This window comes from Stenotrophomonas sp. T8 (genome assembly GCF_051853085.1).
Taxonomy (GTDB): Bacteria; Pseudomonadota; Gammaproteobacteria; order Xanthomonadales; family Xanthomonadaceae; genus Stenotrophomonas; species Stenotrophomonas sepilia.
Map to the genome: position 1 here is coordinate 3,882,571 of NZ_CP195329.1, position 13,237 is coordinate 3,895,807.

Here is a 13,237-nt window from a genome sequence, read left to right on the forward strand (position 1 = left end):
CGACTGCATGGACGACATTCATCCGATCGCGCCGGACAAGCGCGCCGCCATCCTTTCCACCCTGGCCGACATCGAACAGCGCTACGACGTACGCGTGCTGCTGGCCTGCGAGTCGGGTAGCCGTGGCTGGGGCTTTTCCTCCCCGGACAGCGACTACGACGCACGCTTCATCTACGTGCATCGCCAGCCGTGGTATCTCAGCGTCAACGAGAGCACCGGTCCCGGCGAAGCGCAGCGCGATGTGATCGAACTGCCGATCGACGATGAGCTCGACGTCAGCGGCTGGGACCTGCGCAAGGCACTGCGGCTGGTCTCAAAATCCAATCCGACACTGATCGAATGGCTGCGTTCGCCGATCGTGTACCGGCAGGACGACGCCGCCGTGGCGCAGCTGTGGGAGGCCGCAAAGTCCTTCTATTCGCCGCTGGGCACGTGGTGGCACTACTTCAGCATGGCACGCTCGAACCATCGCGGGTACCTGCGTGGCGAGATGGTACGCACCAAGAAGTACCTGTACGTGCTGCGCCCACTGCTGGCCTGCCAGTGGATCGAGCACGAGCAGACACCTCCGCCGATGGCCTTCGAGGATCTGCTGGATCGACTGCTGCCGCATGGCCCGGTGCGTGACGCCATCGATGCCCTGCTGGTAGTGAAACGCGCCAGTGCCGAGGTCAATGCCGGACCACGCATCGCGGCGATCAGCGATTTCATCGATCGTGAGCTGGCCACCCGGACTGCGCAGGCGCCACAGCTGCCCGTTGGACGCGGTGATGCGGCGTGGCTGGATGAGCTGTTCCGGCAGGTGCTGGCCAGGCACGCGCCGGCATGAAGAGCCGCAGCTGCTTCCGGTCGTGCCGGCCGCTGGCCGGCAACCGCGCGGCACGCCTGGATTTCCGTGGTTGCCGGCCAGCGGCCGGCACTACCACACGGGTATCATCGTCGCGAACGCCCTGATTTCCGGAGACACCGATGAACCCGCTGCGCCCCTTCCGCGACAAGATGCCCGTCCTCGGCGAGCGCGTGTACATCGATCCTGCCTGCACCGTCATCGGTGACGTGGAGCTGGCCGAGGACGTATCGGTGTGGCCGGGCACGGTCATCCGCGGTGATGTCAATCACGTGCGCATCGGCGCGCGCACCAACGTGCAGGATGGCACCATCATCCACGTCAGCCACCACAGCCCCTACAACAAGGCCGGCTACCCGACCCTGATCGGCGAAGGCGTGACCGTCGGCCACGGCTGCATCATCCATGCCTGCACGATCGGCGACTACAGCCTGATCGGCATGGGCGCCTGCATCCTCGACGGTGCGCGCGTCGAGCGCCATGGCTTCGTCGGCGCCGGTGCGGTGGTCGGCCCGGGCAAGGTGGTCGGCGAAGGCGAGCTGTGGGTGGGCAATCCGGCCCGCCCGGCGCGCACGCTGAGCGACAAGGAGATCGAGTCGCTGCACTACTCGGCCGACCACTACGTGCGGCTGAAGGACGAATACCTGGGCTGAGCAGCCAACGCCGCCATGCGGCTCTGCTAAAGTCTGGGCCCGACCAGGACCTGTCGAGACCCCCATGCCTGTGGCTGCCTGCCGGAGAGGACTCCGGCGCCCACAACGAAGGCTATCGCACTGATGGCCGCACCGATGCTCGATACCTACCGCGAGGTGGTGACGCCGGAGGGTGTGCCGCTGCAGCTGCCGGCAGCCGGCCCGGTGCCACGGGCGATGGCGTGGCTGGTGGATCTGGGCGTGCGCATCGCGGTGCTGGTGGTGATGTCGATTCCACTGGCACTGCTGGATTCGTTCGGCTCCGGGCTCGGCCTGGTGCTGATGTTCCTGGTGTACTGGGCCTACCCGATCGTCTGCGAAGCGCTGTGGGGCCGTACCCTCGGCAAGCGCGCGCTGGGCCTGCGCGTGCTTGCGCGCGATGGCGCGCCGGTAGGCTGGATGGCTGCCATCACCCGCAACCTGCTGCGCACCGTGGACATGCTGCCGTTCGGCTATGCACTGGGCCTGATCAGCAGCCTGTTCGATCCCCATGGCCGTCGCCTGGGCGATCTGGTGGCCGGCACCGTGGTGGTGCATGCGCCCGCGCTGTACCTGCCGCCTCCGCCCACCATCGACAGCGTGCTGGCCCCGCCGCAGCCGCTGCGACCGGAAGAGCAGGCCGCGCTGATGGCCTTCGCCGAGCGCGCGCCACGGCTGTCGGCGGCCCGCCAGCAGGAACTGGCCGGCATCGCCGAACCGCTGACCGGCACCCACGGCCAGGTCGGCGTACTGCGCCTGTATGCCATGGCCAACTGGCTGTTGGGGCGGCGATGAAGCAGGAACAGTTCGTCGCCCGCTACCAGCAGGAATGGCAGGACCTGGAACACTGGCTGCTGCTGCGTGCTGGTGCTGCGCGCCGCACGCGGCGCAAGGCCAGTGCGCTGGCAGTGGACGACGCCGCCTTCCCGCAGCGCTACCGGCGCCTATGCCAGCAGCTGGCACTGGCCCGCGAGCGCGGCTACAGCCCGCAGCTGGTGCAGCGCCTGCAGCAGTTGATGCAGCAGGGCCACAGTGTGCTGTACCGCACGCCGCCGACGCGCTGGCGCGGTGCACTGGAATTCCTGGTGGCCGACTTCCCGCTGCTGGTGCGCAGCCAGGCGCGCAGCATGTGGGTGGCACTGGCGATGTTCGCGCTGCCGGCGGTGGCATGCTTCGTGCTGGCGCAGCTCTACCCGGACCTGATCCACATGGTGATGGACAACCGCCAGATCGCCGAGATGGAGCGCATGTACGATCCAGCGGCCGAACGCCTCGGGCGTGACAGCGGCACGGACTGGATGATGTTCGGCCACTACATCCTGAACAACATCAGCATCGCCCTGCGTACCTTCGCCAGTGGCCTGCTGGCCGGCCTGGGCACGCTGCTGGTGCTGCTGTTCAACGGCGTGATCATCGGTTCAGTGGCCGGCCACCTGCAGCACATCGGCCATGGCGATCCGTTCTGGCGCTTCGTCGCAGGCCATGGTGCGTTCGAGCTGACCGCGATCGTGATCGCCGGCGGTGCCGGCCTGCAGCTGGGCATGAAACTGCTGGCCCCCGGCCGGCGCTGCCGCCTGGATGCCCTGGTCGAAGGCGGCCGCATCGGGGCCCGGCTGTGCCTGGGCGTGGCGTTCATGCTGCTGGTGGCCGCGTTCATCGAAGCGTTCTGGTCGTCGATTGCCGAAGTGCCGGCGTGGGGCAAGTTCAGCGTGGCCGGCGTGCTGTGGGCCGGCGTGCTGCTGTGGCTGTGGCGCGGCGGGCGCGGAGGCGGCAATGCGCATTGACCGCCTGGACGTGGCGCTGCGCGCGCGCAGTGGCTGGGAAGCAATGGAGCTGGGCAGCGCCCTGTCGCGCCGCCACGCACGTGCGGTATGGGGCAGCTGGCTGCTGGCCAGTGCGCCGCTGTTCGTGATCTTCAACGCGTTGGGCTGGTGGCTGGATGCGTTCGGCTGGGCCTGGCTGGCGATGTGGTGGTGCAAGCCGCTGTTCGAGCGCGCACCGCTGTACGTGCTGTCGCGCGGCATCTTCGGTGAGCCGGTGGGCGCGCTGGCAGCGCTGCGCGCGCAGCGCAGCTGGGGCAATGCAGGCTTCTGGGGCTACCTGGGCTGGCGCCGCTTCAGCGTGCTGCGCAGCCTGTGCCTGCCGGTGAACCTGCTGGAAGGCAACGCGCCGGCCCAGCGCGGTGCACGCCGCCGCGCCGTGGCGGCCGGTGCCGCGGGCGCCGCCGTCGTGCTGACCGTGACCTGCATGGCCTTTGAAGGCGTGCTGGTGTCCGGCGCGATCGGCGCGGTGTTCATGTTCATGCCACTGGAGCTGATGTCCGAATCATGGCGTGCCGCATGGGACATGATCGGCCAGGACACGCCTGCCTGGGCGCAGCTGGGCTTCAACCTGGCGTGCTGGCTGGCATCGGTGCTGATCGGACCGTTCTATGTCGGCGCCGGCTTCGGCCTGTACTTGAACCGGCGTACGCAGATGGAAGCGTGGGATGTGGAGATCGCCCTGCGCCGCCTGCGCGAGCGGCTGCTGCCGGCAGCATCGACGCTGGCGCTGCTGCTGTGCCTTGCCCTGCCGCTGGCCTCCGCGCCAGTGCATGCGCAGGACGCGCAGACAGTCGCTGAGCAGGCCGACGGTGCCGAAGAGGACGAGGACCGTGCGGAAGAACCCGCCACTGCGGCCAACGATCCGGCCAATACGCCGACGATGATCTTCGGTGCGGCGCCGGTGGACACCGCCGGTTTCCGCCAGGCGGTGAACCGCGCCTATGAGGATCCGCTGCAGCGCCCGACCCGCCAGGTCACGCGCTGGAAGCCGATCGAACAGGCCGAGGAAAAAAAGAAGGAAGACAAGACGCTGCAGAGCGACGGCAGCAGCAAGGGCGAGCGCAGCAACCGCAAGGCCGGCATTGCCTGGCTGGCGCGCCTGGCCGAGTGGGGCCTGTGGGGCCTGCTGGGCGTCCTGCTGCTGGTGCTGTTGTTGACCGCCCGTCTGTGGCTGCCGTGGCTGCGCGGCAGTGGCCGGCGCAAGGCCGAGGCTGCACCACAGGTAGTGGTGGAACAGGTGGAGTTGCCGGTCGTGCTGCCGCCGGACGTGGCCACCCAGGCCGGCCTGCTGTGGGACCAGGGCCGGCCACGTCAGGCGCTGGCCCTGCTGTACCGCGCCAGCGTACGCACCGTGGGCGAGCGCAGCGGCATCGCGCTTCCGCCCGGTGCCACCGAAGCGCAATGCCTGCGCGCGTCGCGGCGCATGCCCGATGCCACCGACCGTGACCTGTTCGCGCGCATCGTGCGCATGTGGCAGTACGCCGCCTACGGTGGCCGCCTGCCCAGCCGCGCCGATTTCGATGCACTGGCCGACACGCTGCGCCAGCAATACCGGTGGCTGGCATGAGCCCGCGCCTGTTCTGGTCGCTGTTGCTGGGCGGGCTGGTGCTGCTCGGCGTACCGCTGACGATCCTCTTTCTGCGCACGCATGAGCGGGTGACCGAGACCGTGCAGCTGCCGCCGCAGGGCGAAGCTGGCTACAACCCGCTGTACGTGCTTGGCCAGGCACTGCGCGCCGATGGCATCGACGTGCACTCGCGGCCGCGGCTGGACCTGCAGCAGATGGCGCTGGGTCCGCGCGATACGGTGGTGCTGCTGCAGGACAGCAGCGAACTGCCGGCACCGGCGGCCAGGGCCCTGCTGGCCTGGGTCGATGGTGGTGGCCATCTGCTGGTTCGTACGCCGCCACCCGCAGAGGACGACGCCAGCAGTACGCAGGGACCGCTGCTGGACCAGCTCGGCGTGGACAGCCTGTACCAGCAGAGCGACTGCCAGCCGTTCCACGTCATCGACGATCCCAGCCATGTGGAGTTCTGCGGTGGTCGCCGCTTCACGCTGGGCTTTGCCGCCCGTACACAAGCCGAACGGCGTTGGGGCAACGAGCGCAACCTGGTGTTCGCGCGACTGCGCCACGGGCAGGGCAAGGTGAGCGTGCTGGCCGACATGGAGTTCATGCGCGGCGAGGTGGATTCGCCGGCAGCACGCCTGGCGTCGGCTGCGGGCAAGGCCAGCGACGGCCTGCACGATCTCTCGCACCGCGACCTGACCCGTTATCTGCTCGATCCGAACTACGGCAAGGGTACTTTCTGGCTGGTCTACGCCAGCCGCCCGCCGTCGCTGTGGGCGCGCCTGTTCTACCAGGGCTGGCCGGTGTGGGCGCCGCTGCTGCTGGCCCTGCTGGGCTGGCTGTGGGGCCGTTCGCAACGCTTCGGCAGCCGCCTGCCGTCGCCGGTGCTGGAACGCCGCTCGCTGCTGGAACACGTGCGGGCCAGCGGCGAGCTGCTGCTGCGCTTCGGCCACGGCGCGCGCCTGTACCACGCCGTGCTCGCCCTGTTCCTGCATCGCCTGCGCCTGCGCGCACCGGTGGCTGCAGCACTGGAGGGCGCCCCCCGCGAACAGGCCATCGCCGAACTGCTGAAGTGGCCGCAAGACCGCGTTGCCAGCGCGCTCACGCCCCCTCCGCCGCACGATTCCTCCGCCCTGCGCGAGCGCATCCGCTTGCTGCTCCAGATGAGATCCCTGCTATGACCGAAGTCCCCGAGCTGCCGGCGGCCGCCAACGCCCGCCTGATCGAACGCGTCGATGCCATCCGCGATGCCGTCGGCCACGCCTTCATTGGCCAGGCCGATGTACTGGACCAGATCCTGGTGGCGCTGCTGGCCGGTGGCCACGTGCTGATCGAGGGCGTGCCCGGGCTGGGCAAGACCCTGCTGGTGCGGGCACTCGCGCAGGCGCTGGAGCTGGATTATGGCCGCGTGCAGTTCACCCCCGACCTGATGCCCAGCGACGTCAGTGGCCATGCGGTGTACGACCCGAAGAGCGAGAGCTTCAGGATCCGCCGTGGCCCGGTGTTCACCAACCTGCTGTTGGCCGACGAGATCAACCGTGCGCCGGCCAAGACCCAGTCGGCACTGCTGGAAGTGATGCAGGAAGGCCAGGTGACCATCGAAGGCAAGGCGTTCACCCTGGCGCCGCCGTTCATGGCGCTGGCCACGCAGAACCCGCTGGAGCAGGAAGGCACCTACCCGCTGCCAGAGGCACAGCTGGACCGCTTCCTGCTGAAGGTGCTGATCGACTACCCGCAACTGGAGGACGAGAAGCGCATGGTGACCGCGATCACCAGTGGCCGTGCCGCCAGCGACTTCGACCTGAGCCAGGTGCCGCGTGTACTGGGGGCTGGCGAGCTGCTGGAACTGCAACGTGCGACCGCGGCGATCACCGTCGATGACGAAGTGATCGACTACGCGGTGCGGATTGTGGCGGCGACCCGGCAGTGGCCGGGCGTCGCGGTCGGCGCCGGCCCACGCGGCAGCATCGCGCTGGTGCGTGCCTCGCGTGCGCAGGCGGTGCTGGCCGGCCGTGACTTCGTCACGCCCGACGACGTGCGCGACATCGCACGCCCGGCGCTGCGCCACCGCATTGCACTGGCCCCGGAGCTGCAGATCGAAGGCCAGGACGCCGACGACGTGCTGGGCGCACTGTTGGCCAAGGTGGAAGCACCGCGCCGATGAGGCCTGCCCCGCTGCTGCTGGCGCTGCTGCTGGCCTGGGCCGCCCTGGGCGGCCTGGTGCTGGGCGGGTTGCTTCCGCGCTGGAGCTGGGCGCTGGCCGCGGCGGCCATCGCGTTGCCTGCGCTGTTCGACCTGTGGCGGCAATCGCGGCGTCCGTCGCCTCAGGTACAGCGCGAACTGCCCGAAGCGCTGGCGCTGGGCGTGCGCCGCGAGGCGGCGCTGCGGCTGCAGGCCGAGCAAGCGATGACGGTGCAGGTGTTCGACCTGGTCCCCGGCGGCTGGCCGCTGGAATCGCTGCCACAGCGCGTGCGCCTGCGGGCCGGTAGCGCCTCCACGCTGCACTATCACCTGCAGCCGCTGCAGCGCGGGCACTTCCGCTTCGAAGGCGTGCACCTGCGCATGCGCTCGCCGTGGCGCCTGTGGTGGCAGCAACGCACGCTGCCGCCCGTACTGGACGTGCGGGTCTATCCGAACTTCGTCCCGCTCACGCGCTTTGCGTTGTTCAGTGCCGACCAGGCCTCGCGGCTGGTCGGTGCACACGTGAAGCGCCGCCGTGGTGAAGGCACCGACTTCCACCAGATGCGCGAGTATCGCGTCGGCGACAGCCTGCGCCAGCTGGACTGGAAGGCCACCGCGCGTGCGCGCAAGCTGATCTCGCGCGAGTACCAGGACGAGAAGAACCAGCAGTTGCTGCTGATGCTCGACAGTGGCCGGCGCATGCTGGCCAGCGAAGGCGGGCTCTCGCATTTCGACCATGCCTTGAATGCCTCGCTGGTTGTGGCCTACCTGGCGCTGCGCCAGGGCGATGCCGCCGGCCTGTTCGCTGCCGGTGGCGAACGCCGCTGGGTCGCGCCGCAGCGCGGCATGGGCACGGTCGAGCACCTGCTGCGCGCAAGCTACGACCTGCAGCCACGCGCGGTGGCCACCGATTACCTGGCCGCTGCCACCGAGGTGTCGCTGCGCCAGCGCCGGCGAGCACTGGTGATGCTGGTCAGCAACGTGCGCGACGAGGACATCGAAGACCTGCTGGCGGCGGTGCGCCTGCTGCAGCGGCGCCACCTGGTGTGCGTGGCCAGCCTGCGCGAGCGCGAGCTGGACGGCGTGCTGGAGGGCGAAGTGCAGACACTGGAAGACGCCACCCAGGCCGGTGCCGCCGCGCTGTACCTGCAGCAGCGCGCGAAGGCGCACGAAGCGCTGCGCAGCGAGAAGGTGATGGTGCTGGACGTCACCGCCGACGCCCTGCCCGGCGCGCTGGTGGAGCGCTACCTGGCGGTGAAGCGCGAAGGGCGGCTCTGAGCCGAGCGCGGGCTCGGCTCTACAAGAATCGGGTTGTCTGTAGCGCCGAGCCCATGCTCGGCTGCCGGCCAGCGGCCGGCACTACCTACCCCTGCAGCAAGCGCCGCTGCAACCGCTCCACCGCACGCTGCAGCAGCACCCGGTTGCGGGCCAGCTTCATCCACTGCGGCAGGCGCGAGAACATGGATCGATGATGGCCGCGGCCCTCGCGCAGCGTCGCGCCCGCGTATTCGTGCAGTGCCTGCAGATGTTCGGCGTTGTAGGCCCACAGCAGGCCCGCGCGGGTCGATTCGACCAGGCGCAGCGGCAGACCGAAATGCGGATCGGCAGGCTCGGCGTCACGCAGGGGACGCGTCAACACCGTGACCTCGGTGCTGCGATCGCACTGTGCGCATCGGGCGGGGAAGGATGCAGGCGCGGGGATGCCGGCGGGAATCGGCCGACACACATGCAGCCACTGATGCCCGCAGAATCCACAGGGCTGGCGGCCCAGAATGCGGACTGCACCCACCCAGTCGCCGCTGTCCAATGCAGCGCTGCAAGCGGTGCAGCGGAAACGCGCGGTCCATCGATAGGGTTCCCAGCGGGCGATCACCCAACCGGGGGCATCGCAGCGGTGGCAACGCACCGCGACGCGGTCCGCGACGGCCTGCAGGCTGCGCCCGTCATCGAAATGCCGGCCCGGCGCGGGCGTGGCACGTCCATGCCGGCCAGGCCAACGCCGCACCGTCATCAGACGTAGATCCGCGTCGGCGCCTCGTCGACGATCGCGTGCGGCACGAAGCGCGCACTGTCGCGGGTGATCGCGCTGTCGTCCTCGCGGATGCCGATGCCGCAGGCGTGGTCACCCACCACCCAGCTGCCGATCAGCGGGTAGCCACCTTCGAAGCGGGTCAGCGGATGGGCGCGCTGGATGATCGCCGGGCCGTCATAGGGACCGTCGCTGCGCTGGGTGCTGCCATCGGCCAGGTGCATCTCGATGTTGGCACCTTCGCGCGACAACAGCGGCTTGCGCACCCAGCCCGGGGCCAGCGTGCTGCCGTCATCGAAGTGCGCCTCCAGCAGGTTCGGATGGCCCACGTTGCGCTGCCACAGCAACGGCAGGATGCCCTTGTTGCTCAGCACTGCCTTCCACGCCGGTTCCAGCAACTGCACGCCCGAACCGGGCAGCGCGCGGCCGAACTCTTCGGCCATCAGGTCTTCCAGCGGGTACAGCTTGAACAGCGTGCCGATCACCGAATCATCCAGCGCGGTGAAGCGGCCGTCCTCGGACAGGCCGATGTCCTCGATCGCGATGGCCTGGCCATGCAGGCCGGCCTGCGACGCGCAGTCGCGCAGGTACTCGACCGTGCCACGGTCTTCTTCCGAGCTTCCCACCGCGCTGAAGTACAGCGGCGGCGGCAGCTGCGTGGCCAGTTCGCCGAAGCGCTCGACCAGTGCCTCATGGATCGCATTGAACTGGTCGGCATGCTGCGGCAGGCGGCCGGCGTTGCGCTGGTCTTCCAGCCACTGCCACTGGAAGAAGCTGGCCTCGAACAGCGAGGTCGGCGTGTCGTAGTTCAGCTCGTACAGCTTGGCCGGACCGGTGCCGTCGTAGGCCAGGTCCAGGCGGCCGTAAAGGTGCGGCTGGCGCTGGCGCCAGCTGTCGGCGATCCAGTCGCGGTAATGCGACGGAATCGCCAGCTGGTCCATCAACCGCTCGCTGCCGATGACATCACCGACCAGATCCAGCGCCATCTGGTGCAGCTCGGCACTGGGGTCTTCGATGTCCTGTTCGATCTGGCGCAGGGTGAACGCGTAGTACGCGCTTTCATCCCAGTAGGGCTGGCCATCGATGGTATGGAAACGGAAACCCGCTTCCTCCGCGCGTGCCCGCCACTGGGCACGCTCGGCAATCCGGATGCGCTGCATGGGTCGATCAGCCGCCGTAGCTGCCGCTGGTGCTGCGGCGTGCGCTGGTGTTGCCGAAGCCACCACGGCTGGCAGTGACCGCACGGTTCGGCTCGCTGGTGACCGGCGCCAGGCCGGCCTTGCCGGCACCGATGCCGCTGGCGGTGTTCAGGCCACCGGTGCCGCCCGGTGCCGGGCGCGCCCAGCCAGCGTTCTTGTCCTGGTATGCCGGTGCCGACGCCGGCGCCTGCGGGGCGAGGCCGCCGCGGTTGCTCAGCATCTGCGACATGAAGAAGCCCATCATCATCGGGCCGATGAACGAGGTGCCGGCCGAGGTGTGCTGCTGCACGCACTGCTCCGGCTTGTAATCCTTCTCGCAGGCTTCCTTGCTGGCGTACTTCGGCGCCGCATCGGCGGCCTGCTTCTGCGCTTCGGCAAAGGCATTGCGGCACGACGACGGATCACCGGTGGCCTCGGTGCAGGCCTCGACCGAGGTGTACAGGCCTTCCTGCACCTTCACCTCCGGCTCCTTCTGGCAGGCGGTGAACAGCAGCGGCGCAGCGCTCATCAGCAGCAGCGCGGTGGTGCGGGAACGTTTCATGGCCTTCTGCCCTGTCGACGGATCAATGCCCCAATGATGCCAAATCCTCACCAACAACCGGAATCGGCAAAGTGGGAAAGATGAACGGAATTTCATTCTCGTCGTTCCGCATCAGCCACGCATGACGTGGATCCATCGTGTCGACCAAGGTCGACACCTACCAAGGGCAGAGCGCCGGCCCCAACAGATCGCAGCAAACTGTCGAAGGCGGGGTGGGTCCGGTTGCGGGGGCGTGAGCGCCATGGATGGCGCGACCGAGGCTACATGGATGTACTTGCGCCGTCCCCCGCAACCGGACCCACCCCGCTGTCCCACGGAATGCCCGCCTTTGACGTTGACGTTGCCTCTGCGGGTGCCGGGCGCAGCCCGGCCGGACCATCTCCGGTGGTTGCAGCAGCAACCGAAAAAATTGGCCATGATCGGCTGACCCCCACGTCGTACGGCCCGCCCGTTCCGCCCGCCATGCCCGAATACCGTTCCCGCACCTCCACCGCCGGCCGCAACATGGCCGGCGCCCGCGCCCTGTGGCGTGCCACCGGCATGAAGGACGGCGACTTCCACAAGCCGATCATTGCCATCGCCAACTCCTTCACCCAGTTCGTGCCCGGCCACGTGCACCTGAAGGACCTCGGCCAGCTGGTCGCGCGCGAAATCGAACAGGTCGGTGGCGTCGCCAAGGAATTCAACACCATCGCCGTGGACGACGGCATCGCGATGGGCCACGACGGCATGCTGTATTCGCTGCCCAGCCGCGAGATCATCGCCGACGCCGTGGAGTACATGGTCAACGCGCACTGCGCCGACGCGCTGGTGTGCATCAGCAACTGCGACAAGATCACCCCCGGCATGCTGATGGCTGCGCTGCGCCTGGACATCCCGGTGGTGTTCGTCTCCGGCGGGCCGATGGAAGCGGGCAAGACAAAGCTGTCCGAGCACAAGCTGGACCTGGTCGATGCGATGGTGGTGGCCGCCGATGACAGCGCCTCCGACGAGAAAGTCGCCGCGTTCGAGCGCAGCGCCTGCCCCACCTGCGGCTCCTGCTCGGGCATGTTCACCGCCAACTCGATGAACTGCCTGACCGAAGCGCTGGGCCTGTCGCTGCCCGGCAACGGCACTACGCTGGCCACCCATGCCGACCGCGAGGCGCTGTTCCGCCGCGCCGGCCGCCTGATCGTCGAGCTCTGCCATCGCTGGTACGGCGGCGAAGACCCGAGCGCGCTGCCGCGCGGGATCGCCACCCAGGCCGCGTTCGCCAACGCGATGACCCTGGACATCGCCATGGGCGGCTCCACCAACACCATCCTGCATCTGCTGGCCGCAGCGCAGGAAGCGGAGGTCGACTTCGACCTGACCCACATCGACGCGCTGTCGCGACGCGTCCCGCAGCTGTGCAAGGTGGCGCCGAACACACCGAAGTACCACATCGAGGACGTGCACCGCGCCGGCGGCGTGTTCGGCATCCTCGGTGAACTGGATCGCGCCGGCCTGCTCGATACCACAGTGCCGACCGTGCACAGCGCCAGCCTGGCCGAAGCGCTGGAACGCTGGGACGTGGTGCGCAGTGACAACGACACCCTGCATACCTTCTTCAAGGCCGGCCCGGCCGGCATCCCCACGCAGGAGGCCTTCAGCCAGGCCACGCGCTGGCCCGCGCTGGACCTGGACCGCGCCGAGGGCTGTATCCGCTCGCTGCAGCATGCGTATTCGCTGGAAGGTGGCCTGGCTGTGCTGCGCGGCAATCTGGCCGTCGATGGCTGCGTGGTGAAAACCGCCGGCGTGGACGAATCGATCCATGTGTTCGAAGGCCCCGCGCGCGTCTATGAAAGCCAGGACGCCGCCGTCGCCGGCATCCTCGCCGACGAGGTACAACCGGGCGACGTCGTGGTGATCCGTTACGAGGGCCCGAAGGGCGGCCCTGGCATGCAGGAGATGCTGTACCCGACCAGCTACCTGAAGTCGAAAGGACTGGGTAAGCAATGCGCGCTGCTCACCGACGGCCGCTTCTCCGGTGGCACCTCGGGACTGTCGATCGGCCACGTTTCGCCGGAAGCGGCCAGTGGCGGCGCGATCGGGCTTGTGGAAGACGGTGACCGCATCCGCATCGACATCCCGGCCCGCCGCATCGACCTGTTGCTGGATGAGACCACGCTGGTCCAGCGCCGCAGCGAGGCCGATGCACGCGGCTGGAAACCGCGTGCGCCGCGCCCGCGCAAGGTCACCAGCGCGTTGAAGGCCTACGCCCTGCTCGCCACCAGTGCCGACAAGGGCGCCGTACGCAACACCGCCCTGCTCGGCGATTGATCCCGATCCGGTAGTGCCGGCCGCTGGCCGGCATCTGCACGCCGCGTCCCACATCATTGAGGTTGCCGGCCAGCGGCC

General features: G+C 68.8%; 12 protein-coding genes. 9 read left to right on the plus strand and 3 right to left on the minus strand.

The features are described 5' to 3' along the window. The first annotated feature begins 7 nt into the window (after positions 1–7). The 8 genes from ACSDHM_RS17995 to ACSDHM_RS18030 all read left to right on the plus strand — a co-directional run bounded on the left by ACSDHM_RS17995 (position 8) and on the right by ACSDHM_RS18030 (position 8,367). A complete protein-coding gene (locus ACSDHM_RS17995; protein ID WP_072168015.1) occupies positions 8–829 on the plus strand; it encodes a nucleotidyltransferase domain-containing protein in 822 nt (273 codons plus the stop codon). Positions 830–969: 140 nt separating this feature from the next. Next, complete coding sequence (locus ACSDHM_RS18000) at positions 970–1,500, plus strand: gamma carbonic anhydrase family protein (protein ID WP_061479018.1); 531 nt, start codon at positions 970–972, stop codon at positions 1,498–1,500. A 123-nt stretch (positions 1,501–1,623) separates the two neighbouring features. Continuing rightward, on the plus strand, positions 1,624–2,313 hold the full coding sequence (locus tag ACSDHM_RS18005; protein ID WP_072168016.1) for an RDD family protein: 690 nt from the start codon (positions 1,624–1,626) through the stop codon (positions 2,311–2,313). Beyond that, positions 2,310–3,302, plus strand: a complete 993-nt coding sequence (locus ACSDHM_RS18010; RefSeq protein ID WP_439426470.1) for a stage II sporulation protein M — start codon at positions 2,310–2,312, stop codon at positions 3,300–3,302. Before ACSDHM_RS18005 ends, ACSDHM_RS18010 begins: the two co-directional genes overlap by 4 nt. Then, complete coding sequence (locus ACSDHM_RS18015) at positions 3,292–4,908, plus strand: DUF4129 domain-containing protein (RefSeq protein ID WP_439426471.1); 1,617 nt, start codon at positions 3,292–3,294, stop codon at positions 4,906–4,908. The genes ACSDHM_RS18010 and ACSDHM_RS18015 overlap by 11 nt, the downstream gene beginning before the upstream one ends. After that, positions 4,905–6,089, plus strand: a complete 1,185-nt coding sequence (locus ACSDHM_RS18020) for a DUF4350 domain-containing protein (RefSeq protein WP_072168019.1) — start codon at positions 4,905–4,907, stop codon at positions 6,087–6,089. Before ACSDHM_RS18015 ends, ACSDHM_RS18020 begins: the two co-directional genes overlap by 4 nt. After that, on the plus strand, positions 6,086–7,072 hold the full coding sequence (locus ACSDHM_RS18025) for an AAA family ATPase (RefSeq protein ID WP_072168020.1): 987 nt from the start codon (positions 6,086–6,088) through the stop codon (positions 7,070–7,072). Before ACSDHM_RS18020 ends, ACSDHM_RS18025 begins: the two co-directional genes overlap by 4 nt. Next, complete coding sequence (locus ACSDHM_RS18030) at positions 7,069–8,367, plus strand: DUF58 domain-containing protein (RefSeq protein WP_072168021.1); 1,299 nt, start codon at positions 7,069–7,071, stop codon at positions 8,365–8,367. The genes ACSDHM_RS18025 and ACSDHM_RS18030 overlap by 4 nt, the downstream gene beginning before the upstream one ends. 85 nt (positions 8,368–8,452) lie before the next feature. On the opposite strand, the gene ACSDHM_RS18035 is transcribed toward ACSDHM_RS18030, so the two are convergent. From ACSDHM_RS18035 to ACSDHM_RS18045, 3 genes are read right to left on the minus strand one after another with little or no spacing between them, the layout of a single operon-like run. Beyond that, entirely contained in the window at positions 8,453–9,100 is a 648-nt protein-coding gene (locus ACSDHM_RS18035) for a hypothetical protein (protein ID WP_111201605.1), read from the minus strand. Beyond that, on the minus strand, positions 9,100–10,278 hold the full coding sequence (locus ACSDHM_RS18040; protein WP_439426472.1) for a glutathionylspermidine synthase family protein: 1,179 nt from the start codon (positions 10,276–10,278) through the stop codon (positions 9,100–9,102). Before ACSDHM_RS18040 ends, ACSDHM_RS18035 begins: the two co-directional genes overlap by 1 nt. Before the next feature lie 7 nt (positions 10,279–10,285). After that, a complete protein-coding gene (locus tag ACSDHM_RS18045) occupies positions 10,286–10,858 on the minus strand; it encodes a DUF1190 domain-containing protein (protein WP_005420172.1) in 573 nt (190 codons plus the stop codon). Positions 10,859–11,320: 462 nt separating this feature from the next. Here ACSDHM_RS18045 and ilvD point away from each other — a divergent pair, with 462 nt between their 5' ends. Beyond that, complete coding sequence (gene ilvD, locus ACSDHM_RS18050; RefSeq protein WP_188241441.1) at positions 11,321–13,159, plus strand: dihydroxy-acid dehydratase; 1,839 nt, start codon at positions 11,321–11,323, stop codon at positions 13,157–13,159. Positions 13,160–13,237: the final 78 nt, after the last annotated feature.

Coding starts and splice junctions, on each gene's coding strand:
- ACSDHM_RS17995 (WP_072168015.1), top strand. CDS start 8: ATGGACGACATTCATCCGATCGCGCCGGACAAGCGCGCCGCCATCCTT.
- ACSDHM_RS18015 (WP_439426471.1), top strand. CDS start 3,292: ATGCGCATTGACCGCCTGGACGTGGCGCTGCGCGCGCGCAGTGGCTGG.
- ACSDHM_RS18040 (WP_439426472.1), bottom strand. CDS start 10,278: ATGCAGCGCATCCGGATTGCCGAGCGTGCCCAGTGGCGGGCACGCGCG.
- ACSDHM_RS18005 (WP_072168016.1), top strand. CDS start 1,624: ATGGCCGCACCGATGCTCGATACCTACCGCGAGGTGGTGACGCCGGAG.
- ilvD (WP_188241441.1), top strand. CDS start 11,321: ATGCCCGAATACCGTTCCCGCACCTCCACCGCCGGCCGCAACATGGCC.
- ACSDHM_RS18020 (WP_072168019.1), top strand. CDS start 4,905: ATGAGCCCGCGCCTGTTCTGGTCGCTGTTGCTGGGCGGGCTGGTGCTG.
- ACSDHM_RS18010 (WP_439426470.1), top strand. CDS start 2,310: ATGAAGCAGGAACAGTTCGTCGCCCGCTACCAGCAGGAATGGCAGGAC.
- ACSDHM_RS18000 (WP_061479018.1), top strand. CDS start 970: ATGAACCCGCTGCGCCCCTTCCGCGACAAGATGCCCGTCCTCGGCGAG.
- ACSDHM_RS18025 (WP_072168020.1), top strand. CDS start 6,086: ATGACCGAAGTCCCCGAGCTGCCGGCGGCCGCCAACGCCCGCCTGATC.
- ACSDHM_RS18045 (WP_005420172.1), bottom strand. CDS start 10,858: ATGAAACGTTCCCGCACCACCGCGCTGCTGCTGATGAGCGCTGCGCCG.
- ACSDHM_RS18030 (WP_072168021.1), top strand. CDS start 7,069: ATGAGGCCTGCCCCGCTGCTGCTGGCGCTGCTGCTGGCCTGGGCCGCC.
- ACSDHM_RS18035 (WP_111201605.1), bottom strand. CDS start 9,100: ATGACGGTGCGGCGTTGGCCTGGCCGGCATGGACGTGCCACGCCCGCG.